Raw genomic sequence first — 23488 nt, 5'->3', positions numbered from 1 at the left:
AAACGTCGCGGCATACTCTATGCGCACTTAACGTTTGCCGAACAACGACGCTTTCACCAACCGGACACTTAATCGAAGTTGCAGCCATCCTGTTCAGCCAACCTTCGCTTATCCACAGCAAAGTCGCCAACCTGAACTTTATCCACAGAGACCAGAAAACGCAGCCATCACGCCGCAAGGCCACGGGGTAAACCGAGCCCCTTCACGTCAGTTGCAAACAACCACCTCCATCCCCTTCGCCGCCGCCGAGGACGGTGCGGCCAACGGGGGTAGTCGCGAGCACTGTCCGAGTACCGACGCAGTCGGTGCGAGTTGCGCAGCCTCCCGTTGGCCGTGGCGCCCGCAGGGCCACCCGCATAGCGGGCCGTCGTCGCGGGGGTCGCCTTCTTTTGGTTCCTTTTCTTGGCGAAGCAAGACAACGAAGTTGCTGCGTAGCTAAAAGGAACTCGCCGGTCGGGCGAGACCGACAAGGCAGCAATTCCCACTCACCTTGGCCAAACAACAAGAGGGGGACGACACCAGCGTCTCCACCCATCCTACGTGTTGAGCCAACGGCAACCGTTCGAGCAGCCGCACCGGCAGCGCCGGCAAGACGCTACCCGAGCAGGAGGTGGGCATAGCAAACGGCCCCCTCGGCTCTAATGCCGTTCACTTAAGCCGTTCAGTCCGGATTTTAGCTTCGAAGAACGCTTGGAAGTAACAAAAAAGCACCGTTTTTCCACCTTGGTGGGCGGTGCTTTTTCCTTAAGTGAACGGCATTACCCCTCGGCTCTGCCTTCAGGGCAAGGGCAGGTCGTGCCGGACCTCCACAATCAACGCCGCCGACAACTCATCAGTGCGGGGCGACGCTTTTCAGCCGGAAGTAAAGCATGTCCTTAAGGTGCAGCTTTTCCTTCTTCAACACCTCGATCTCCATCGAGCTGGCCAGCTCGATGCGCTCCTCCATGTTGCGAATGCGCTCGTCGAGCGCACAGTGCTGATCAAACAATTGGCCAAATTGCGGGTCTTCCTGGCGCAGGCGAGCGATCAGCTCGCTGTATTCGGGAAACATGGGCCTTCTCCTCGGGTTAGCCGGCGCCCCGGCGGGGAGCCTTACCCTTCCATGTTAGGCGCCGCCCAGCCGGCCGACAGGAACGATGGCGCCGCCGCGCCGACGAACGCAGCAAAAAGCCACCCCGAAGGGTGGCTTGGACGGATTTGGCCAGCGTGGGGCTTGGCGTCGCCGACAAATCCCAGCGAAGCGATCCTGGCTAGACGCGCTGCCGCAGACAGTACAAGTAGTACGGCAGGGCAGCGCAACAACGCAGGGAGGGGTTTGTCATCGACGCTTACGCGATCACCGGCGCGAGGTCGCGCTCGGCCTGCTCCACGCTCACGCCGCGGCGGCGCGCGTAGTCCTCGACCTGCTCCATCGTGATCTTGCCGACGCCGAAGTAGCGGCTGTCCGGGTGGGCGAAGTAGAAGCCCGACACCGCCGCGGTCGGCAGCATTGCATAGCCCTCGGTCAGCGTCATGCCGATATTCGGCGCGTTCAGGAGCTTGAACAGCCCAGTCTTGGAGGTGTGGTCCGGGCAGGCCGGGTAGCCCGGCGCCGGGCGGATGCCGCGGTATTCCTCGTCGATCAGCTGCTCATTGCTGAGCGTCTCGTCAGCGGCATAGCCCCAGAACTCCTTGCGCACCCGCTCATGGATCCGTTCGGCGAACGCCTCGGCCAGGCGGTCGGCCAGCGCCTTCAACAGGATCGCCGAGTAGTCGTCGTTGGCGGCCTCGAAGCGCTTTACGTGCGCGTCAATGCCGATGCCGGCGGTGACGGCAAAGGCGCCCAGGTAGTCGGTCTTGCCGGTTTCACGTGGAACCACGAAGTCGGCCAGGCACCAGTTGGGCTTGGCCGGGTCGTCGTTGGCCGGCGCCTTGGGGATCTGCTGGCGCAGGTTGTGCCACACCATCGCGACCTGGTCGGTGGCCGGATCGCGGATCTCGATGTCGTCGGTCTCGACGCTGTTGGCCGGGAAGAAGCCGATCACGCCGGCGGCCGACAACCATTTTTCCTCGACGATCTGCTTCAGCATCGCTTGGGCGTCGGCGAACAGCGCGCGCGCCGACTCGCCGACCACCTCGTCGTCGAGGATGCGCGGGTAGCGGCCGGCCAGCTCCCAGCTCTGGAAGAACGGCGTCCAGTCGATGCGCTCGACCAGCTCGGCCAATGGGTAGTCGCGGAACTCGCGCACGCCGACGAAGCTCGGCTTCACCGGTTGGTAGGCGTCCCAGTCCGGCGCGAAGCGGTTGGCGCGCGCCTTGTCGAGCGCGATCAGCTTGGACGCGGCATCGCGGCCCTCGTGGATCGCGCGCGCCTTGGCATAGTCGTCGGCGACGCTGGCGACGAAGTCGTCGCGCAGCGTGTCGGACAGCAGGTTCGAGCACACGCCGACCGCGCGGCTGGCGTCCGGCACGTAGATCACCGGGCCTTGGTAGTTCGGCGCGATCTTCACCGCGGTGTGCACGCGGCTGGTGGTGGCGCCGCCGATCAACAGCGGGATGGTGAAGCCCTGGCGCTGCATCTCCTTGGCGACGTGGGCCATCTCCTCCAGACTCGGGGTGATCAGGCCGGACAGGCCGATGATGTCGGCCTTGTGCTCGATCGCCGCGTCGAGGATCTTCTGGCACGGCACCATCACGCCCAGGTCGATCACCTTGTAGTTGTTACAACGCAGCACCACGCCGACGATGTTCTTGCCGATGTCGTGCACGTCGCCCTTCACCGTGGCCATGATGATCACGCCCTTGGCCGGCGCGTCGGCGAGACCCATGCGGATCTTCTCTTCCTCGATGAACGGCTCGAGGTGTGCCACCGCCGCCTTCATCACGCGCGCCGATTTCACCACCTGCGGCAGGAACATCTTGCCGGCGCCGAACAGGTCGCCGACCACATTCATGCCGTCCATCAGCGGGCCTTCGATCACGTGGATCGGCCGCTCGGACTTCAGGCGCACCTCCTCGGTGTCCTCGACGATATAGGTGGTGATGCCCTTCACCAGCGCGTGCTCCAGGCGCTTCTCCACCGGCCATTCGCGCCAGGACAGGTCCTCGGCCTTCTTCTCGCCGGCCGCGTCGCCCTTGAAGCGTTCGGCCAGGGCAATCAGGTGTTCGGTCGCGTCGCCGCCGTCCTTGGGTGCGCGCATCAGCACCACGTCCTCGATGCGCTCGCGCAGGGTCGGATCGACCTCGTCGTACACCTCCAGCGCGCCGGCGTTGACGATTCCCATCGTCATGCCTTGCTTGATGGCGTGGTAGAGGAACACCGCGTGGATCGCCTCGCGCACCTTGTTGTTGCCGCGGAACGAGAACGACACGTTGGACACCCCGCCGGAAATCTTGGCATACGGCAGGTGCTGCTTGATCCAGCCGGTGGCCTCGATGAAGTCGAGGCCGTAGCGGGCGTGTTCCTCGATGCCGGTGGCGATGGCGAAGATGTTCGGGTCGAAGATGATGTCTTCGGGCGGGAAGCCGACCTCGTCCACCAGGATACGGTAGCTCTTCTCGCAGATCTCGACCTTGCGGGCGTAGGTGTCGGCCTGGCCGACCTCGTCGAAGGCCATCACGATCACCGCGGCGCCGTAGCGGCGGATCAGCCGCGCCTGTTCGACGAACTTGTCGACGCCTTCCTTCATCGAGATCGAGTTGACGATGCCCTTGCCCTGGATGCATTTCAGGCCGGCCTCGATCACCTCCCACTTTGAGGAGTCGATCATGATCGGCACGCGCGCGATGTCCGGTTCGGCGGCGATCAGGTTGAGGAAGCGCACCATCGCGGCGTGGGCGTCCAGCATGCCCTCGTCCATGTTGATGTCGATCACCTGCGCGCCGTTTTCCACCTGCTGGCGCGCCACGTCGAGCGCGGTGGCGTAGTCGCCGTTGAGGATCAGCTTGGCGAACGCGCGGCTGCCGGTGACGTTGGTGCGCTCGCCGACGTTGACGAACAGGTCACCCTCGCCGATGTTGAACGGCTCGAGGCCGGACAGGCGGCACTTCGGCGCGATGTCGGGGCGCTTGCGCGGCGCAACGTCCTTCACCGCCTGGTAGATCGCGGCGATGTGGTCCGGCGTGGTGCCGCAGCAGCCGCCGACGATGTTGATCAGGCCCGACTCGGCCCATTCCTTCACCGACACCGCCATGTTTTCGGGCGACAGGTCGTAACCGCCGAAGGCGTTCGGCAGGCCGGCGTTGGCGTGTACCGACACGTAACTCGCCGAGATACGCGCCATCTCTTCCACGTAGGGGCGCAACAGGTCCGGGCCGAGCGCACAGTTGAGGCCGTAGGAGATCGCGTCAGCATGTGCGAGCGAATTGTAGAACGCCTCGGTGGTCTGGCCGGTGAGGGTACGGCCGGACTGGTCGGTGATGGTGCCGGACACCATGATCGGCAAGCGCGCGACGTCCGGGCGCTCGTCGAAATAGCGGTGAATGGCGAACACCGCCGCCTTCGCGTTCAGCGTGTCGAAGATGGTCTCGACCAAGAGCAGGTCGGCGCCGCCCTTCACCAGGCCGTCGATCGCCTCGGTGTAGCTTTCCACCAGTGCGTCGAAGGTCACGTTGCGGTAGCCCGGGTCGTTGACGTCCGGGCTGATCGAACAGGTGCGGTTGGTCGGGCCGAGCACGCCGGCGCAGTAGCGCGGCTTGTCCGGGTTCTTCGCGGTCTCGGCCGCGCACAGGTCCTTCACCAGTTTCGCGGCGGCGTGGTTGATTTCCCACACCAGCGATTCCATCTCGTAATCGGCCATCGCGATCGAGGTGGCGTTGAAGGTGTTGGTCTCGATGAGGTCGGCGCCGGCGTCGAGATAGGCCTGGTGGATGCCGCCGATCACGTCGGGGCGGGTCAGCACCAAGAGGTCGTTATTGCCCTTGACGTCGCAATGCCAATTGGCAAAACGTTCGCCGCGGTAGTCAACCTCTTCGAGTTTGTGGCGTTGGATCATGGTACCCATGCCACCGTCCAAGATCAGGATGCGACGGTCGAGCAGGGCGGACAGCGGGTGGACAATGGCGTTCGTCATGGCAATATGGGCAAGTAACGGCTAGATATGTACGGCATAGCGCCGTGTGTTGCAGGCATCTTACCATGTCGCCATCGCCTCACCCGGCACCGTTAATAACAACAAGGCACAAAGATATGCGGTTGATTCATAAGGCACTACCGGTGCTATTGGGGGGATTGTGGGCCTGCTCCCAGGTTCATGCTGCCGAGCCGCCTGCACTGACCATCGGAGTCGCGGAGTCGGATGGCCCGGCCATTGTCAAACTGTCCGGCGGCGACGAGCCGGGACTAGTAGGCGGGCTGTCGAAGGAAATCGGCGACTCGCTGGCGCGCGCGCTCGGCACCCAGGCGCGCTACCAGGTGCTATCGCGCAAGCGGATCGACAGCAGCATCGAGCAAAGTCGCGTCGACGTGGTGTGCAACGCCAACCCGGCCTGGTATCGCAGCCCGGACAAGCTCGGCTGGACCAACGAGATCTACCCGCAGATCGAGCGCATCGTCAGCAAGACCGACATGCCCAACATCCAGCGCGTCGACCAGCTGGCCGGCCACCGGGTCGGCACCATCCTCGGCTACTCGTACGCCAGCGTCGAGCCGCTGTGGCATAGCCGCCAGGCCACCAAGGTCAGCGATACCCGCGCCGACCTGCAGATGAAGTCGCTGCTGGTCGGGGTCACCGACGTGGTGATCAACTCGGAGCTGGAGCTGGCCTCGTGGGCGCAAAGCCACCCGAAGGAGGCGCGGCAGGTGAAGATGCACCCGATGACGCTGACGATGCTGCCGACGATGTGCGCGGTGGCGCCGAAATCGGCCTGGTCGGTTGCGCAGCTCAATCAGGCGATCGCCGACCTGAAGCGCACCGGCGAGATCAAGACCATCTTCCGCCGCTACCAGTGGCAGGGTAACCGCTAAGCGCACGGCAAGGCCGCAGGTAAGGGGAAGTGCCTGCGGACTGCGCCGAGCCCGACCGGTCCCTCATTGCCGGGTCCGGCGCTGCCGTCTTGGCAGCGCCGCCGCTGCGGGCTACGCTTCGGCCAAGCCCAGCCACCGGAGCATCCGATGCCCGCCGTCCTCTACCTGCACGGTTTCAATTCCAGCTCGCAATCGGCCAAGGCGCGCGAAACCGCCGCCTGGCTCGCGGTCCACGCTCCCGAGATCGCGTTCCACTGCCCGACGCTGCCGTATGCGCCGGCCGCCGCTCTCGCGCTCGCCGGCACGCTGATCGACCGCCTGCCGCCCGACACGCTGCTGATCGGTAGCTCGCTGGGCGGCTATTACGCGACCTACTTGGCCGAACGCTACGACCGGCGCGCGGTGCTGATCAACCCGGCGGTGCGGCCGTTCGCGTTGCTCACCGACCACCTCGGCCCGCAGCACAATCCATACACTGGCGAGGATTACACGCTGACCACCCAGCACCTGGCCGAACTGAAGGCCGCCTACATCGCCCGGCCCGACCCGCGGCGTTACTGGCTGGTGCTCGGCAGCGCCGACGAGACGCTGAACTGGCGCGAGGCGGCGTTGCATTTCGCCGGCTGCCGCCAGACGGTGTTCAACGGCGACGACCACCGCCTGCAGCGCTGGCCGGAGTGTCTGGCGGCGCTGCTGGCATGGTGGTGCAGGGAATAGCCTCTTGCTGTGCGGCCCTGACCGGGGCTCCCGCGCCTAGCGTGCCGATATCTTCCTTGAAAACCGCACGCGGCAGACTCCAACCAGACTCTTGGGGGCGGAACCAGGCTGGCTCAATAGCCGTAGCGGCCCTTCACGCAGCGGCGACGCTCGTTGCCGAAGCTCTCGGCGCAGGCGTTGTCGGCCTCGACCTGACGGCGGCAGCGCGCCTGATCGGCGGCGCGCGAACAGTCAGGGGGAGTGAGCCGGGCACGGATGCACTGGCGCCGCTCGGCGCCGCTGAAGCGGTCGCAGCTCTGCTGTGCGGCGACCAGGCTGTCGCAGCGGCGGCTGTCGCGGGAACGGCGGCAATTGAGCGGGGGGGTGTATTCCTGTTGGCAGGCACGTTGCTGTTCCGGCGGCAGATCGGAACAGGACAGCATGCCCTGGCGGGCGATTTCGCAGCGTTGCGGCGCGATGGCGTTGCGGCAATCGGATACGGCGGCAGCGGAGGCGGTGGTGCCAAGCAGCAGCCCTCCGAACAGCACGGCGATTCCGGCGATCCTGCGCATCACGCGACTCCCCTGGCTATCGACACCTCGACAAACCTGCTGCGCGACAGCTTCGCTGGGCGGCGCTTTGCGCGTGCGGATACGGCATCCGCTCGGCCAGGCCCCAGGGCAAAGCGCCCATTCCGGTAGCTGCGCCAATCGCCCCGCCTGCGAGCAGGTCGCGATGGTTCTTGAGGTTCCCTAACGTCAAAACGGCCTTGCTCGGCAAGCGACGCGTTCGACGGGCTCAGTCGCGTTGATAGTTATCGCGCAGGCGGTCGCGCCAGCGATTGCTGGGCGCTCCCCGCCGCGACGGGTCGCGGCCTTCGTCAAACGCGGGTCGGTCCTGCTGATCGCGCTGGTGCTGCTGCCAGCGCTCCTGCTCCTGTCGGCGCGACTGGCGCGCGTCATCCGGGCTGATATCGCCGTTGCGGATCGCTTCTTGCAAGCGCAGGTTTCGCAGGCGGTAACGATCCTGTCCCGAATCCTGCTGCCCCTGCCCACCGTGGCCGGCCCATGGAGGCGGCCCGGCAAAGGCTGGTGCATTCGTCAGGACAAGTAGCAGTAACCCACCACAAAGCATGCTACGTATCATAGTTCGATTCTATACCGATGTCGGAGATGTCGGGGATACAGGCTTCCTCAGGCGTAGGATGGGTTAAGTGGACCACCGGCCGCGCGTCGCCTGAATCACGAAGAAACGCGCGCCGGACCTGGGTTGAAAACAACGAGCAAAGATCCCTGGGCACCGATTTTTACTGGCTCTTCTCGTCGCTCGGCCTAGGCCGGCATGAAGCGGATCAGCGCCGCGTGCACCTCGTCTTCGCTGCGCGCCGGCCCGCGTACGCCGTTTTCGGCCAACGCCCGGACTGTGGCCGAGTAGACGATGCCATCCTGCCGCAGTGCCTCCTGCTGGTCGGCACTCAACGGCTGGCCGCCTGCTCGGATGGCTTCCCAGCGGCGGTTCAGCATCGCCCGCTGCGAAGCCAGCTCGGCCAGCTCGGCGTCGGTCAACGCACCGGACTCGACCGCGGCGACGAAGGCGGTGAGCGCCGCGCGCGGCTGCTCGGTGTCGCGCTCGCCCGCCAGCGCATAGCCGGCGCTCGCCGCCATCAACGCCACGCCAAGCAGGGTCAAGCTCAGTCGATGTATCGTCATTTGCTCCTCCGGATGAAAGCAGTCTAGCCATCAGGTGTTGCCTGGGCGTGTGCGAAGCCGCGCGGAATGTTAACGAGTGTAAACGCCGGCCGAATGTTAACGAGTATGTCGTCGCGGCCCCCTGTTAACGATTATTGACCGGGCAGAGCTGACCGGCGTTCTCGAACACGCTACCCTGATACCATCCCAACGATATCGGGCATGCCCGCATCACGCCGGCCCGCCCCGTTCACCACAGGCATCACCATGGACAACGCCAAGATCCTCGTCGTCGACGACGACGCCAAACTGCGCGACCTGCTCAGCCGCTACCTGTCCCAGCAAGGCTTCAGTGTCGATACGCTGCCCGACTCGCGCGACCTCGACCGCAAGCTGTCGCGCAACCGCCCCGACCTGTTGGTACTCGACGTGATGATGCCGGGCGAGGATGGGCTGGCGGTGGTGCGCAGGCTGCGCGCGCAGGGCGAGAACCTGCCGGTGATCATGCTGACCGCACGCGGCGAGGACATCGACCGCATCCTCGGCCTCGAGATGGGCGCCGACGACTACCTCGCCAAGCCGTTCAACCCACGCGAGCTGACCGCCCGGGTGCAGGCCGTGCTGCGCCGCCACCGCGCCACCCCGGCGCTCACCGCCAGCCACACCGCCGACGATGTGATCGAATTCGGCCAGTTCGTGCTGCACCTGGGACGTCGCGAGCTGTGCCGCAACGATCAACTGGTCGCGCTGACCAGCGCCGAGTACGCGGTGCTGGCCGTGCTGGCCGCCCACCCGCGCCGGCCGCTGACGCGCGAACAGCTGATGGAAATGGCGCTGGGCAAGGGCGGCGGCGACTCGCTCGATCGCAGCATCGACGTACACGTGTCGCGGCTCCGGAAAGCGCTCGACAGCGGCGACAACGGTGCGCGCCACATCCAGACGGTGTGGGGCTACGGCTACGTCTTCGTGCCGGACGGGCAGCCGCGCGAATGAGAATGAGGGGGCTGACCCGGCTGCGCCGCGCTACCGACACGCTGTTTTTCCGGCTGGTGCTGCTGGTTGTACTGACGGTGATCAGCAGCCAGACGTTCACGCTGTGGCTGGCGGCGCGCGAGCGCACCCATCTGGTCAGCCAGCAGCTCTATACCGAGGTGGTCAACACCTTGGCCGACCTGGAAGGCATGCTCGACGTGCTGCCGCGCGCCGAGCGGCCGCGTTTCCTCGAATCGTACAACCGTCCCGGCCTGCCGCAGCTGCTGCCGAACGATGCCGCCAACGGCATCGAGTTCTCGGACAGGATGCCGTCGCTCGGTACCGCGTTGCGCGAGCGGCTGTCGGTAGGGCTCGGCGAACCGGTGCCGGTACGCTGGCGCCGCCTCGGCGACCGCAACGAGCTGTGGGTGTCCGTCCACGTGGTGGGTGAGCAGTACTGGCTGGTGCTGCCGCTCGGCCGCTTCACCGGCGGGACCACCCACGCGATCTGGCTGGCGGCGACGCTGGCGTCGCTGCTGGCGATGGTCGTCGCGTTCCTGATCGCGTGGCGGGTCACTCGGCCGCTGATACGGCTGGCTGGCGCCGCGCACCAGCTCGGCGAGGGCCAGACGCCGGCTCCGGTGCCGCCGACCGGCCCGCACGAAATCGTCAGCTTCACCCGGCGTTTCAACAGCATGGTCGTCGCGCTCGACGCCGCCGCGCGCGAGCGCCGGCTGATGCTGGCCGGGCTGTCGCACGACCTGCGCACCCCGCTGACCCGGCTGAAGCTCAGCGTCGAACTGCAGCCGGACAACACCGACCGCGAGGGGATGCTCGACGACATCGACGAGCTATCGCGCATCGTCCGCCAGTTCATCGACTTCGCGCGCAGCGAGGAGGTCCTGCACCGTGAGCCGGTCGCCTTGGCCGAGCTGGCCGACAGCGTGGTGGCGCGCTTCAGGCGCGAAGACCTGGACGTGCATCTGGAGCGCCATACCGACGCAGAACTGCAGCTCGACCCGCTGGCGATGGAGCGGCTGCTGTCGAACCTGATCGAGAACGCGCGCCGCTACGGGGCGACGCCGATCGTGGTGACGGTGGACGCCGACGACGCCGGCGTCAGGCTGACCGTCACCGACCAGGGGGCGGGCATCGCCGCCGCGCAACGCGAGGCGGCGCTGGCACCGTTCGAGCGACTGGCCGAGCACCGCGGCACCGACGGCGGCAGCGGTCTGGGCCTGGCGATCGTGTCGCGCATCGTCAAGCAGCACGAAGGCGTGCTGCGCTTTCTCGACCCGGACGATGGCGGCTTCGCCGTGCAGGTGACCCTGCCGCGCCAATAAACACGCCACAAGACAACGCCCCCGGTATCGGGGGCGTTGTCTTATCCGTGTCGGCACGGCGAGGCGACCGGGAGGGGAGGGTGCTCAGCGCGGGTTCTTCGCCAGCCTGCCGAACGATACCGCCCCCTGCGTCCACGCCACCCCGGCGAGGATCAGCAGGGCGCCGACGAGCATCGCCGGCCGCAGCGTCTCCCCAAGCAGCAGCACGCCCCACAGCACCCCGAACAGCGGCACCAGATACGTCACCGTCACCGCACGGGTGGCGCCGAGCCGCGCCAGCAGCCGGTAATAGAGCAGGTAGGCGAACGCGGTGCTGCCGAGCGCCAGCCCCGCCACCGCCATCCAGCCCTCTCGCGGGATGACTGCAACGGGCCAATGGCTCGCCGCCAGCGGCAGCAGCAACAGGCTCGCCACCATCAGGCTGCCGCAAGTCGACACCCGCGGCGGCACCCCGACCAGCAGGCGACGCGCCAGGTGCGCAGCGACACCGTAGCTCGCGGTCGCGCCGAGCATCGCCAGTACCGGTAGCGGCCCGGCGTTGTGGTCGCCGATGAAACCTCCCTTGCCTACCACCAATACCACCACGCCAGAGAGCCCTAGCAGCAGCCCGACCAGCCGGCGCCGCGTCAGCGGCTCGCGCGCCATCGGCCACGCGAGCAGTGCGGTCATCAGTGGAGTGGTGGCGTTGAGCACCGAGCCGACGCCGGCCGGCAGGCTGAGCAGCGCCCAGGCGATCAGCAAGAAGGGCAGGGCCAGGTTCAGCACGCCCATCAGCGCGAGCGGGCCGGCGTGGCTCCTGAAATAACGCCATTCACCCGACCACAGCAGCAAGGGCAGCAGCACCAGCCCCGCCAGGCCGACGCGCAGCGCGATCAGCGCGGGCGGGCCGAACAGCGGTGCGGCGACGCGCATAAACAGGAACGACGCGCCCCACAGCGCGGCGAGCAACAGCAACGACATCAGGTCCTGACGCTCCATCATGCCTCCTCGGCGGTGGCGGGCTCGGCGGCGCGATCGACCTCGGCCGCCTCCCAGCCAATCAGTGCGGCCTTGCGCTCAAGGCCCCAGCGGTAGTCGCCGAGTGCCCCCTCGGCGCGGATCACCCGGTGACAGGGAATCAGCCAGGCAAGCGGGTTGGCGCCGACGGCGTTGCCGACCGCGCGGCTCGCGCCCGGCTGGCCGATCGCGGCGGCGATCTGCCGGTAGCTGGCAAGCTCACCATAGGGGATGGTCAGCAGCGCGCGCCATACCTGCAGCTGAAAGTTGCTACCCTTCACCAGCAGAGGCAGCGGCTGGCCGGACGCGGCGGCGAGCGGCTCGAACAGCCGTGTCGCGATGGTCGCGGTCGCTGCCGGCTCGCCGACGAGCCGCGCATTCGGCCAACGCTGTGCCACGCGCAACACCGCCGGCGCGTCGTCATCGACGAACTCGACCAAGCAGACGCCACGCGGACTCATGGCGATCACCACCGGGCCAAAGCGGGTCGCATGCACGCCCCAGCGCAGCGTCAAGCCGGCGCCGCCGGCACGGTACTCGCCCGGCGTCATCGCTTCGAGCGTGACGAACAGGTCGTGCAGGCGCCCGCCGCCCGACAGGCCGAGCGCGTAAGCATGCGGCAGCAGCGCTCCGCCGTCGGCGAGTCGCGCCTTGGCCGCCGACAGCGTCAGGTGCTGGACGAAGCGCTTCGGACTGACCCCGGCGAGCCGGGTGAACAAGCGCTGCAAATGGCTCTCGGACAGATTCAACGCGCCGGCCAGTTCGGCGAGAGCCGGCTGCTCCTCGGCGTGCCGGGTCAACCAGCCGATCGCACTCGCGATTCGCTGATAATCTCTCGCTTGCAAGCCATCTTCATTGTCTGACAACATGACAGACTACCTCCTACCGGAATTCCATGTGTCGAGTGTAAGTGGCCGACCCGCCCGTTTCGACCCGATTCTTGCTGAACTACCCCTAGCCAGCCCCACCTGGTGCCGCGGCGGCCCGCTCCAGCTCCCAACGCCCAGGCCGATAACAAGATGTCGCCCCCAACTTCACCCGGAAGCATGCCTTAATGAAAATGACATTACGAACCCGCCTGTTCTCGGCGGTGGCGATCACCATGGTCGGCATGGCGCTGGTCACCGGCTCGCTGATCTACTCACAGCACAGCGCGCTGATCGATGCACGCAAGAATCAACTGGCCGATCTGGTCGACACCGTCAACGCACAGTTCGCTCGGCTCGAAGCGCGCGTGCAACGCGGCGAGCTGACCCGTGCACAGGCACAAGCGCTGGCGGTCGACATGGTCAACCATACCCGCTACGGCGAAAACGGCGACTACTTCGTGTTCGACCGCGACATGATCGAGCGCGCCACCGCCACCGCCCCGCAGTTCATCGGCAAGTCGCTGCGCGGCGCGAAGACCGCCGATGGCATCGACCTCGGTGAGGCCTGGGAAACCATGCTCAAACGCGACGGCGGCAAGGGCTATATCCAGTACGCGTTTCCGAAGGCCGTCGGCGGCGAGCCGAAACCGAAGATCGGTTACGCGGCCGAATTCGCACCCTGGGGCTGGTACACCGCCACCGGTATCTACGTCGACGACCTGAACGAGCACTTCTGGAACAGCGTGCTGCGCGTTGGCCTGATTATCGGCGCGGTGATGCTGCTCTTGGTTGGCATGATGACGCTGATCACGCGCCGCATCCTCACCCAACTCGGCGGCGAACCGGCGTACGCGGTCGAGGCCGTGCGCGAGATCAGCGCCGGCAACCTCAATCATCGCCTCGAGATCAGCGGCAGCGACGACAGCCTACTCGGCAGCATCTCATGTATGCAGCGCGATCTGGCCAGCATGATCCACAACATCCGCGAGCACGCGCAGGCGCTGAGCCAGGCGAGCGGCCGGATCCGCGACTCGGCCAACCAGGTGTCGACCGGTTCCGGCCAGCAGGCCGAGGCGGCATCCGCAATGGCCGCCGCGATCGAACAGCTGACCGTCAGCATCAACCATGTGTCGGACAACGCCGGCGAGGCGCTGCAGCTGACGCAGGCAAGCGGCGACGAATCGCGCGCCGCCAGCGAGGTGATCGGCCGCGCCACCGACGAGATCCGCACCATCGCCGGCGCGGTCAACGACACCGCCGCCACGCTCGAGACGCTCGGCAGCCAGGTCGGCAACATCTCGACGATCATCGGCGTGATCAAGGATATCGCCGACCAGACCAATCTGCTGGCGCTGAACGCGGCGATCGAAGCGGCGCGTGCCGGCGAGCAGGGCCGTGGCTTCGCGGTGGTTGCCGACGAGGTGCGCAAACTCGCCGAGAAGACCGCCAGCTCTACCCAGGAGATCGCCGAGATGATCAGCTCCATCCAGGGCAGCGCTGACCAGTCGATCCGCGCGATGCAGACCGCGGTGTCGCGCGTCGAATCCGGGGTGCAGCTGGCCCAGGAGTCCGGCGAGGCGATGACCGGCATCCAGCAGAACGCCGAGCGCGTGGTGTCGGTGAACCACGAGATCTCCGGCTCGTTGAAGGAGCAGAGCGTTGCCAGCAACGAGATCGCCGGCCAGGTCGAGCGGATCGCCGGCATGTCGGGCGACAACGCCGAAGCGGCACGTCGCGCCAACGACGCGACCTGCGAGATGGCCGAGCTGGCTCAGCGAATGGAGCAGGCGGTCAGCCGCTTCCGGATCTAAGCTTCCAGCCACTCAACGACACGCCGCCCTCGGGCGGCGTTTTTCATGCCGGTTTCACGTGAAACGGTTTTCTGGAAGGCCATCGCTACCCGGCGGGGCTCGCCGGGTCGGCCAACATTGACGAACCCCATGGCAGCCCCCGGACTCACGGAGCCCCTATCTCAAAGAGACAAAAAAAATGCCGCCCCTCGGGCTAATGCCGTTCACTTAAGGAAAAAGCACCGCCCACCAAGGTGGAAAAACGGTGCTTTTTTGTTACTTCCAAGCGTTCTTCGAAGCTAAAATCCGGACTGAACGGCTTAAGTGAACGGCATTACGCCCCTCGGGCGGCATTGCTAGGGGTTCGATCCCCGCTTACTTGACGATCTGCGCCAGCTCACCCTTGGCGTACTTGGCCGCCATGGTGTCGAGGTTGATCGCCTTGATCTTGCTGGCCATGCCGGCCGCGCCGAACGCTTCGTAGCGCGCGATGCAGATGTCGCGCATCGCCACGGTCGATACCGCCAGGAACTTGCGCGGGTCGAACTCGGACGGGTTCTGCGCCAGGAAGCGGCGCACCGCGCCGGTCGATGCCAGGCGCAGGTCGGTGTCGATGTTCACCTTGCGCACGCCGTGCTTGATGCCCTCGACGATCTCTTCCACCGGCACACCGTAGGTTTCCGGCATTTCGCCGCCGAACTCGTTGATGATCGCCAGCCATTCCTGCGGCACCGACGAGCTGCCGTGCATCACCAGGTGGGTGTTCGGCAGGCGCGCGTGGATCGCCTTGATGCGGTCGATCGCCAGGATGTCGCCCGTCGGCGGACGGGTGAACTTGTAGGCGCCGTGGCTGGTGCCGATCGCGATCGCCAGCGCGTCCACGCCGGTGTCCTTCACGAACTGCGCCGCTTCTTCCGGGTCGGTCAGCAGCTGCGAGTGATCGAGCACGCCCTCGGCGCCGACGCCGTCTTCCTCACCGGCCATGCCGGTTTCCAGGCTACCCAGGCAACCAATCTCGCCTTCCACCGACACGCCGCAGGCGTGGGCGAAGTTGACCACGGTGCGGGTCACGTCGACGTTGTACGCATAGTCGGCCGGGGTCTTGCCGTCGCTCTTCAGCGAGCCATCCATCATCACCGAGCTGAAGCCCAGCTGGATCGAGCGTTGGCATACGTCCGGGCTGGTGCCGTGGTCCTGGTGCATCACCACCGGGATGTGCGGGAATTCTTCGACCGCGGCCAGGATCAGGTGGCGCAGGAACGGGGCGCCGGCGTATTTGCGCGCGCCGGCCGAAGCCTGCACGATCACCGGAGCGTCGACCTTGTCGGCCGCTTCCATGATTGCGCGCATCTGCTCGAGGTTGTTCACGTTGAACGCCGGCAGACCGTAGCCGAACTCGGCGGCGTGGTCCAGCAGCTGTCGCATCGAAACGAGTGCCATACTGTGTCTCCAGGGTAATCGGGGGGACGCGTCGCCGTCGGCGCCGCGTCGTTGTCGGGGTTGTCGTGCGCTATTGTACCGTCAGGCGTGCCGCGACACGCTGGTCAGCAGAGCGCCGGCGCTGACGAAGCAGCCGCCGGATACCTTGTTGACCATCTTCAGGCGCCGCGCATTGTTCAGCCAGCGCGCCATCTTCTGACCGCCGCCGGCGTAGATCTGCTGCCAGACGCTCTCGATCACGAAGAAGCTCGCCGCCAGCACCGCCAGCTGCGGACCCTGCGGCAGCTTCGCGTCCATGAACTGCGGGAACAGCGCGGTGAAGAAGATGAATGCCTTGGGATTGCTCATCGACACCAGGAAACCGGTGCGAAAGCGCTGCCAAGCGCTCGGCAGCCGCGCCGGCTCGGCCAGCGCGCTTTCCTCGACCGGCGTCGGCGCAGCGCGCCAGGTCCGAATGCCGAGGTAAATCAGATACGCCGCGCCGGCGTACTTCACCACGCTGAACAGCAGCGCCGACGTCGCCAACAGCGCGCCCAGGCCCGCTGCCGAACCGAACATGATGATCGCCAGCCCGCTCATCAGGCCGGCACAGGTCGCCAGCGTGCGGCGCACGCCGTAGTGGATGCCGTGCGTCATCGCCAGCAGCATGTTCGGGCCGGGCGTGGCCGACACGAAGAACACGGTACCGATGAACAGCAACCAGGTATCGATGGGCATCTCAATCCGTCCTTTGTTCGGCTTCCGGCACCGGCAGCGCGCCAGACCGGGGGGTAAAGCAATAGCGACGCACGGCGCGCACCAGCGCGATCAGCAGCAACAGCGCCAGGGCCCACGGCGCCACACAGGCCACCACGCTCAGCACCACGCCGAGGCTCGACGCGAACAGCCCGGCCGAAGCGGCCCACGCCTTGGCGACCGGCTGCCAGGTTTTCGACTGCCAGGCCCCGCCCTCGGCGCTCAGATCGACAACGACTGTATCGCGGCGCACCGCCAGGCTCAGGGCGGCCTGCTGGGCCGTTAGCTGTGCCATGTTCTGCCGGGCCGCTTCCTGCTGTTCGGCCAACGGGCTCGCCGTCGCGCCCCCCGGCGTAGCCTTGGGTTGCTCGGCTTGCAGTTTATCGCGTAATGCCTGCTGTGAGCGGATTTGCTCGTTCAGCGCGACCATGTCCTCGGTACGATCCTGCTGCTCGAGCTGGTAACTGCGCACCTTGCCCTGCGCGCGGATCGTGCCGACCATTTTATCCACATCGGGCCGCGCCACGCTCAGTTCCAGATGGGCGGGGGCGTCCTCGTCGCCGCCGAAGCTGGCCTTTCGCGCGTAGCAGTCCAGTTCGGCGCACTGCGCCAGAATGGCCAGCCAGGCTTTCTCCTGCTTGTCGCCGTCGGTGACGACGCCGATCAGGTGATTCATCGCCACCAGCCGACCGGCCTTGTCGGCCATGGCCGCGATGGTCGCCGCGGGCGAACTGGCCTCGAGCGGTGCCCCGCTGCCATCGGGCGGCATGTCCTTTTTGCCGCAGGCGCTGGCGAGCAGCACCATGAACAAGGCCGCGGCACGACTGCCGCGGCGCCATCCTTCCGGGGAAATGTTTGTAAACATCGGGTCAACCTTAAAGAAAAAATGCATTATGCATTAATCCTCTCCGGCTAACCCAATGTCATTCCCTTCGCTCAGTCCTGCGCGCGTGCGCTCAGGATCGCCACGGCCGGCAGTTCCTTGCCCTCGAGAAACTCGAGGAAGGCACCGCCGCCGGTGGAGATGTAGCTGATCTTGTCGGTGACGCCGAACTTGGCGATCGCCGCCAGGGTGTCGCCACCACCGGCGATCGAGAACGCCGGCGATTCGGCGATGGCGTGCGCCAGCGCCTCGGTGCCGCCGGCGAACTGGTCGAACTCGAACACGCCGACCGGGCCGTTCCACACCACGGTGCCGGCGCGCTCGACGATCTCGGCCAGCGCCTCGGCCGAAGCCGGTCCGATGTCGAGGATCATGTCGTTCTTGGTCACCTCGTCGACGTGCTTCAGGGTGTCGTCGGCGTTCTCCGAGAACTCGGCCGCCACCACCACGTCGGACGGCAACGGCACGTCGCCACCGTGGGCGCGGATCTTGGCGATCACCTTCTTCGCCTCGGCCACCAGTTCCGGCTCGGCCAGGCTCTTGCCGATGCCATGGCCTTCGGCCAGCAGGAAGGTGTTGGCAATGCCGCCGCCGACGATCAGCTGGTCGACCTTGTCGGCCAGGCTCTCCAGGATGGTCAGCTTGGTCGACACCTTGGAGCCGGCGACGATCGCCACCAGCGGGCGGGCCGGCGCTTCCAGCGCCTTGGACAGCGCGTCGAGCTCGGCCGACAGCAGGATGCCGGCACAGGCCACCGGGGCGAACTGGGCGACCGCGTGGGTCGAGGCCTCGGCGCGGTGCGCGGTACCGAACGCGTCGTTGACGAACACGTCGCACAGGCTGGCGTAGGCGCGGCCCAGCTCCTCGTTGTTCTTCTTCTCGCCGCGGTTCAGGCGCACGTTTTCCAGCAGCACCACCTGGCCCGGCTGCACTTCCAGCGGGCGCTCCTGCCAGCTCTTGTTCACCGGCACGGTCTGGCCGAGCAGTTCGGACAGGCGCACCGCCACTGGGGCGAGGCTGTCTTCCGGCTTCGGCTCGCCTTCGGTCGGACGGCCCAGGTGGGTCATCAGCACCACGCCGGCGCCTTTTTCCAGGCAGTAGTGGATCGACGGCAGGCTGGCGCGGATGCGGGTGTCGTCCCCGATCAGGCCGTGTTTCACCGGCACGTTCATGTCGACGCGGATCAGCACGCGCTTGCCGGCGAGATCCAGGTCGGTCAGTTTCTTGAATTGCATGATTCCATCCGTACGGACGCCGCGCGGGGCGTGGAACGCAGGGCGCGGCGTGGACAATAGTGGGGCAGAGCTTGCGCAGAGCGGCTCACAACCCGGCACAACGGTTCCGGCCAGGTGCCCTGCGCAGACAGTACCTAAAGTACGGAAGGGCAGGGCGACAGCGCCGGAAGGGCTTTGAAGCAGCGCTTACTTGGCGGCGAACATCGCGCGGGCAGTGCGCAGCATCTGCTGGCAGAAGCCCCACTCGTTGTCGTACCAGGCCAGCACCTTCACCATGTTGCCGTTGGACACCTTGGTCAGCGTGGCGTCGAACACCGAGCCTTCGGTGCTGTGATTGAAGTCGCTGGAAACCAGCGGCAGGGTGTTGTAGCCCAGCGTGCCCTTCATCTTGCCTTCGGAGGCGGCCTTGACGATGGCGTTCACTTCGTCGACGGTGGTGTCGCGGCCGGCTTCGAAGGTCAGATCCACGAGCGACACGTTGATGGTCGGCACGCGCACCGCGAAACCGTCCAGCTTGCCCTTCAATTCCGGCAGCACCAGGCCCACGGCCTTGGCCGCGCCGGTCTTGGTCGGGATCATGTTCTCGGTGGCCGAGCGGGCGCGGCGCAGGTCCTTGTGACGCACGTCGGTCAGCACCTGGTCGTTGGTGAAGGCGTGGATGGTGGTCATCAGGCCCTTCACGATGCCGATCTCGTCGTTCAGCGCCTTGGCCACCGGCGCCAGACAGTTGGTGGTGCACGAGGCGTTCGACACCACGGTCATGTCGCTGGTGAGCACGTCGTGGTTCACGCCGTACACGATGGTGGCGTCGACGTCGTCACCGCCCGGGGCCGAGATCAGCACCTTCTTGGCGCCGGCGTCGATATGCAGCTGGCACTTCTCTTTCGAGGTGAACGCGCCGGTGCACTCGAGCACCAGGTCGACGTTCAGCGCCTTCCACGGCAGCTCGCGCGGGTCGCGGGTGGAGAAGAACGGGATCACGTCGCCGTCGACGATCAGGTTCTTCTCGTCGTGGCTCACCTCGGCGGCGAAGCGGCCGTGCACGGTGTCGAACTTGGTCAGGTGCGCGTTGGTGGCGAGATCGCCCGAGGCGTTCACCGCCACGATTTCGAAGTCGCCGCGCAGGTTGTATTCGTAGATCGAGCGCAGGGCCTGACGGCCGATACGGCCGTAGCCATTGATCGCAACACGGATGGTCATTTTCTCTCCCAAAATGATGAAAAGGCCGCCCGATCGTCGTGCCGGGTCGGCCTGATTGCTTTACTGGATCACGTTCTTGGTTTTTTCGACGACGTTGTCCACGGTAAAGCCGAATTCCTTGAACAACACGCCGGCCGGGGCCGATTCACCGAAGGTGTCGATGCCGACCACGTCGCCTTCCAGGCCGACGTACTTGCGCCAGAAGTCGGACACGCCGGCTTCGATCGCGACACGCGGGATACCGGCTGGCAGCACGCTCTGCTGGTAGGCCTTGTCCTGGCGGTCGAACACATTGGTCGACGGCATCGACACCACGCGTACCGCGATGCCTTCGGCCGCGAGCGCTTCCTGCGCCTTCAGCGCCAGGTCCACTTCGGAACCGGTGGCGATCAGCACGGCACGGGCGCCGGCCGCGTCGCGCAGCACGTAGCCGCCTTTCGCGATGTCGGCGACCTGCTGGGTTTCACGTGAAACGAACGGCAGGTTCTGACGGCTGAGGATCAGGCTGGACGGGCGGGTCTTCTGCTCGATCGCGTGCGCCCAGGCCACGGCGGCCTCGGTGGTGTCGCACGGACGCCAGGTGTCCATGTTCGGGATGTAGCGCAGCGTGGCGGTCTGCTCCACCGGCTGGTGGGTCGGGCCGTCTTCGCCGAGGCCGATCGAGTCGTGGGTGAACACGAAGATCGGGTTGATCTTCATCAGCGCAGCCATGCGCAGCGCGTTGCGCGCGTATTCGCTGAACATCAGGAAGGTGCCGCCGTACGGGCGCAGGCCGCCGTGCAGCGTCATGCCGTTCATGATCGCGGCCATGCCGAATTCGCGCACGCCGTAGCTGATGTAGTTGCCGTTGCCTTCCTTGTCGATCCACTTCGAACCGGTCCAGTTGGTCAGGTTCGAGCCGGTCAGGTCGGCGGAACCGCCGACGAATTCCGGGAAGCTCGGCGAGAACGCCTCGATGGCGATCTGGCTGGCCTTGCGGGTGGCGACGGTCTGGGCCGCGTCGGCGATCTTGGCGATCGCGGCGGCCTTGATGGCTTCCCAGTCGGCCGGCAGCTCGCCCGCCATGCGGCGTTCGAACTCGGCGGCCAGTTCCGGGTAGGCGGCGCGGTAGGCGGCGAAACGCTGGTTCCACTCGGTTTCGCGCGCGGCACCGGCGTCGCGGGCGCCCCAGGCGGCGTAGATGTCGGCCGGGAGCTCGAACGGCACGTGCGGCCAGTTCAGGTGCTCGCGCGCGGCGGCGATCTCGGCCGCGCCCAGCGGTGCACCGTGCACGTCGTGGCCGCCCTGCTTGTTCGGAGCGCCGTGGCCGATGGTGGTCTTGCAGCAGATCAGCGTCGGACGGTCGCTGGTCTTCTTGGCAGTCTGGATTGCGGTGGCGATTTCGACCGGATCGTGGCCGTTGACGTTCTTGATCACCTGCCAGCCGTACGCCTCGAAGCGCGCCGGGGTGTTGTCGGTGAACCAGCCGTCGACGTCGCCGTCGATGGAAATGCCGTTGTCGTCCCAGAACGCGATCAGCTTGCCCAGGCCCCAGGTGCCGGCCAGGCTACATGCCTCATGCGAGATGCCTTCCATCAGGCAGCCGTCGCCGAGGAAGGCCCAGGTGTTGTGGTCGACCACGGTGTGGCCGTCACGGTTGAACTGGGCGGCCAGCATCTTCTCGGCCAGCGCCATGCCGACCGCATTGGTGATACCCTGTCCGAGCGGACCGGTGGTGGTTTCGATGCCAGGCGCGTAGCCGTACTCCGGGTGGCCCGGGGTCTTGCTGTGCAGCTGGCGGAATTGTTTCAGGTCGTCGACCGACAGGTCGTAACCGGTCAGGTGCAGCAGGCTGTAGATCAGCATCGAACCGTGACCGTTCGACAACACGAAGCGGTCGCGGTTGGCCCAGTTCGGATTGGCCGGATTGTGCGAGAGGAAATCGCGCCAGAGCACTTCGGCGATGTCGGCCATGCCCATCGGGGCGCCGGGGTGACCGGATTTGGCCTGTTCTACCGCGTCCATCGACAGGAAACGGATCGCGTTGGCAAGCTCGGTTCGGGTGACCATGTCGGAAAAAACCTCGAGACTGTGAAATACCGGAAACGACGCTGGCATCGGGTAATGGAAGCGTCGCGAAATCAGGGGATTATCCCCGATTTTGTCGCGTTGCGGCAACCTGCCGCGCCGCACCTTTCTTGACCTCGCCGTCATTTTGGTCAAGCTTTTCAATAGTATGGCGGCCTATCGAGCTGCCCCACGCAGGAGGATCAATTGAGTCTGCCCGATTCTGTTTACCCGCCGCCGGCCGGCGTCACCCCCCGCAAGGTCGGTGCCAGCCGCGGTTGGCGCTGGATCGTCGAGGCGTTTTACCTGGTCCGTCCGCAGCCGTTGACCTGGGTGCTGCTGGCGCTGACCTTCATCGTGATCAACCTGGCGATGAGCCTGGTGCCCGGCATCGGCCAGGTGCTGTCGTTCCTGCTCTCGCCGGTGTTCGCCGGCGGCTTTGTGCTGGCCGCGCACAAGGCGAGCCAGGGCGGCGAGCTGGAGCTCTCCGACCTGTTCGAGGGCTTCCGCCGCGCGCTGCAGCCGCTGTTCGGCGTGGCGCTGTTCTGCATCGTGCTGGTGGCGGCCGCGCTGTTGGTGATCGGCTTGGTCGGCTCGGCGCTGGGCATCGGCGCCAAGGTGGCCGCCGACAGTGCCAGCGCCGGTTTCGGCTTCAGCATCGTGCTGTTCGTGCTGGCGGTGGTGCTCGGCTTCGCGATCGGCGCGGCGACCTGGTTCGCGCCGCCCTTGGTGACGCTGTCCGGGCAGGGCGCCTGGGCCGCGGTGAAGGCCGGCGTGCGCGGCGGCCTGCTCAACTGGCCGGCGATGCTGGTCTGCGGTGTGATGATGACGGTGCTGTTCGGCCTGGCGCTGCTGCCGCTGGGCCTGGGCCTGCTCTTGTGGTTCCCGGTGATGTACGTGACCGGCTATACCGCGTGGCGGGATGTGTTCGGCGAGCCGCTGCCGAGCTGAAGAATCGCTGACCCAGAATCACAACGCCGGCGCGATCGCGAGATCCGCCGGCGTTGTTGCTTTCTGGGTCTAATCGCTCAGACACACAGCGAAGCGCCCCCGGCTAGGCGTCCTGCCGAAGACAGTACGAGTAGTACGGCGAGGCAGGACAACCACGCCGGGAGGGCGCCGTGAGCGACGCTCAGGCCGCCGCAGCCGGGCGGCGCATGTCGATATGCAGGATGCCGCCGTCGTCGTACGGCTCGCCCTCCGTCTCAAAGCCGAACTGGCGGTACAGCTCCTGCGCGGCGATCTGCGCAGACAGCGCCATCGGCACGCCCGGCCACAGCCGCGCGCACTGGGCGATCGCCTCGGCCATCAGCTGGCGGCCCAGGCCGTGGCCGCGCAACGCCGGCGCCACCACCACCCGGCCGATCGCCACCGCCCCCGGGTATTTCTCGTCCGGTGCGATCAGCCGCGCGTAGGCCGCCAACTCGCCATCGCCGTCGCGGCCGCACAAGTGCCAGCAATCGAGGTCGGTGCCGTCGATGTCACCGTAGATCGAGCGCTGCTCGACCACGAACACCTGGTCGCGCAGCTGCAACACCTGATACAGGCCGAGCGGCGTGAAGCCGTCGAAGCGGTGGCACTGCCACTGCAATTGGCTGGCCATAGTAGAATCCTCCGATATCGTTACCCCAAACAACATAGCATGCCACCG

20 protein-coding genes are annotated in these 23488 nt (G+C 66.3%); 6 read left to right on the top strand and 14 right to left on the bottom strand.

Annotated elements, in window-relative coordinates:
* Positions 1-832: 832 nt before the first annotated feature.
* Together QU481_RS06005 and metH are read right to left on the bottom strand one after the other, a co-directional pair.
* Entirely contained in the window at positions 833-1051 is a 219-nt protein-coding gene (locus QU481_RS06005; protein ID WP_289829018.1) for an HP1242/YdcH family protein, read from the bottom strand.
* A gap of 277 nt (positions 1052-1328) precedes the next feature.
* Complete coding sequence (gene metH, locus QU481_RS06000) at positions 1329-5051, bottom strand: methionine synthase (RefSeq protein ID WP_289829017.1); 3723 nt, start codon at positions 5049-5051, stop codon at positions 1329-1331.
* Positions 5052-5167: 116 nt separating this feature from the next.
* Between metH and QU481_RS05995 the strand changes: the two genes are divergently transcribed.
* Both QU481_RS05995 and QU481_RS05990 read left to right on the top strand, forming a co-directional pair.
* Complete coding sequence (locus QU481_RS05995; RefSeq protein WP_289829016.1) at positions 5168-5944, top strand: substrate-binding periplasmic protein; 777 nt, start codon at positions 5168-5170, stop codon at positions 5942-5944.
* Positions 5945-6091: 147 nt separating this feature from the next.
* On the top strand, positions 6092-6661 hold the full coding sequence (locus QU481_RS05990; protein ID WP_289829015.1) for a YqiA/YcfP family alpha/beta fold hydrolase: 570 nt from the start codon (positions 6092-6094) through the stop codon (positions 6659-6661).
* A 113-nt stretch (positions 6662-6774) separates the two neighbouring features.
* On the opposite strand, the gene QU481_RS05985 is transcribed toward QU481_RS05990, so the two are convergent.
* The 3 genes from QU481_RS05985 to QU481_RS05975 form a co-directional block, all read right to left on the bottom strand.
* Positions 6775-7212: a hypothetical protein gene (locus tag QU481_RS05985; RefSeq protein ID WP_289829014.1), complete on the bottom strand. Its 438-nt coding sequence runs from the start codon at positions 7210-7212 to the stop codon at positions 6775-6777.
* A gap of 226 nt (positions 7213-7438) precedes the next feature.
* On the bottom strand, positions 7439-7639 hold the full coding sequence (locus tag QU481_RS05980) for a hypothetical protein (protein ID WP_289829013.1): 201 nt from the start codon (positions 7637-7639) through the stop codon (positions 7439-7441).
* A gap of 332 nt (positions 7640-7971) precedes the next feature.
* Entirely contained in the window at positions 7972-8349 is a 378-nt protein-coding gene (locus tag QU481_RS05975; protein WP_289829012.1) for a hypothetical protein, read from the bottom strand.
* Positions 8350-8550: 201 nt separating this feature from the next.
* Here QU481_RS05975 and QU481_RS05970 point away from each other — a divergent pair, with 201 nt between their 5' ends.
* Together QU481_RS05970 and QU481_RS05965 are read left to right on the top strand one after the other, a co-directional pair.
* Positions 8551-9321 (top strand): response regulator, encoded by a 771-nt coding sequence (locus QU481_RS05970; RefSeq protein ID WP_289829011.1) that lies wholly within the window; start codon positions 8551-8553, stop codon positions 9319-9321.
* A gap of 2 nt (positions 9322-9323) precedes the next feature.
* Entirely contained in the window at positions 9324-10643 is a 1320-nt protein-coding gene (locus QU481_RS05965) for an ATP-binding protein (RefSeq protein ID WP_289829010.1), read from the top strand.
* 84 nt (positions 10644-10727) lie between these two features.
* Here the strand turns inward: QU481_RS05965 and QU481_RS05960 are convergent, their stop codons facing one another.
* Both QU481_RS05960 and QU481_RS05955 read right to left on the bottom strand, forming a co-directional pair.
* Positions 10728-11621 (bottom strand): DMT family transporter, encoded by an 894-nt coding sequence (locus QU481_RS05960; RefSeq protein WP_289829009.1) that lies wholly within the window; start codon positions 11619-11621, stop codon positions 10728-10730.
* Positions 11621-12508 (bottom strand): methylated-DNA--[protein]-cysteine S-methyltransferase, encoded by an 888-nt coding sequence (locus QU481_RS05955; RefSeq protein WP_289829008.1) that lies wholly within the window; start codon positions 12506-12508, stop codon positions 11621-11623. The genes QU481_RS05960 and QU481_RS05955 overlap by 1 nt, the downstream gene beginning before the upstream one ends.
* A 191-nt stretch (positions 12509-12699) precedes the next feature.
* Between QU481_RS05955 and QU481_RS05950 the strand changes: the two genes are divergently transcribed.
* Positions 12700-14319 (top strand): methyl-accepting chemotaxis protein, encoded by a 1620-nt coding sequence (locus QU481_RS05950; RefSeq protein WP_289829007.1) that lies wholly within the window; start codon positions 12700-12702, stop codon positions 14317-14319.
* Positions 14320-14673: 354 nt separating this feature from the next.
* On the opposite strand, the gene fba is transcribed toward QU481_RS05950, so the two are convergent.
* The 6 genes from fba to tkt all read right to left on the bottom strand — a co-directional run bounded on the left by fba (position 14674) and on the right by tkt (position 21840).
* Positions 14674-15738, bottom strand: a complete 1065-nt coding sequence (gene fba, locus QU481_RS05945; protein ID WP_289829006.1) for a class II fructose-bisphosphate aldolase — start codon at positions 15736-15738, stop codon at positions 14674-14676.
* Between the two features lie 81 nt (positions 15739-15819).
* Positions 15820-16455, bottom strand: a complete 636-nt coding sequence (locus QU481_RS05940; RefSeq protein WP_289829005.1) for a LysE family translocator — start codon at positions 16453-16455, stop codon at positions 15820-15822.
* Between the two features lies 1 nt (position 16456).
* Positions 16457-17338 (bottom strand): DUF4349 domain-containing protein, encoded by an 882-nt coding sequence (locus QU481_RS05935; RefSeq protein ID WP_289829004.1) that lies wholly within the window; start codon positions 17336-17338, stop codon positions 16457-16459.
* A gap of 71 nt (positions 17339-17409) precedes the next feature.
* Positions 17410-18591: a phosphoglycerate kinase gene (locus QU481_RS05930; protein WP_289829003.1), complete on the bottom strand. Its 1182-nt coding sequence runs from the start codon at positions 18589-18591 to the stop codon at positions 17410-17412.
* Between the two features lie 186 nt (positions 18592-18777).
* Entirely contained in the window at positions 18778-19791 is a 1014-nt protein-coding gene (gene gap, locus QU481_RS05925) for a type I glyceraldehyde-3-phosphate dehydrogenase (RefSeq protein WP_289829002.1), read from the bottom strand.
* A 60-nt stretch (positions 19792-19851) separates the two neighbouring features.
* Positions 19852-21840: a transketolase gene (gene tkt / locus QU481_RS05920; RefSeq protein ID WP_289829001.1), complete on the bottom strand. Its 1989-nt coding sequence runs from the start codon at positions 21838-21840 to the stop codon at positions 19852-19854.
* Between the two features lie 204 nt (positions 21841-22044).
* Here tkt and QU481_RS05915 point away from each other — a divergent pair, with 204 nt between their 5' ends.
* Positions 22045-22788, top strand: a complete 744-nt coding sequence (locus QU481_RS05915; RefSeq protein WP_289829000.1) for a BPSS1780 family membrane protein — start codon at positions 22045-22047, stop codon at positions 22786-22788.
* A gap of 181 nt (positions 22789-22969) precedes the next feature.
* Here the strand turns inward: QU481_RS05915 and QU481_RS05910 are convergent, their stop codons facing one another.
* Entirely contained in the window at positions 22970-23440 is a 471-nt protein-coding gene (locus tag QU481_RS05910; RefSeq protein ID WP_289828999.1) for a GNAT family N-acetyltransferase, read from the bottom strand.
* Between the last annotated feature and the right edge of the window lie 48 nt (positions 23441-23488).

This window comes from Crenobacter oryzisoli, from assembly GCF_030385785.1.
Classification (GTDB): domain Bacteria; phylum Pseudomonadota; class Gammaproteobacteria; order Burkholderiales; family Chromobacteriaceae; genus Crenobacter_A; species Crenobacter_A oryzisoli.
This window is presented reverse-complemented; position numbering and strand designations above follow the sequence as displayed.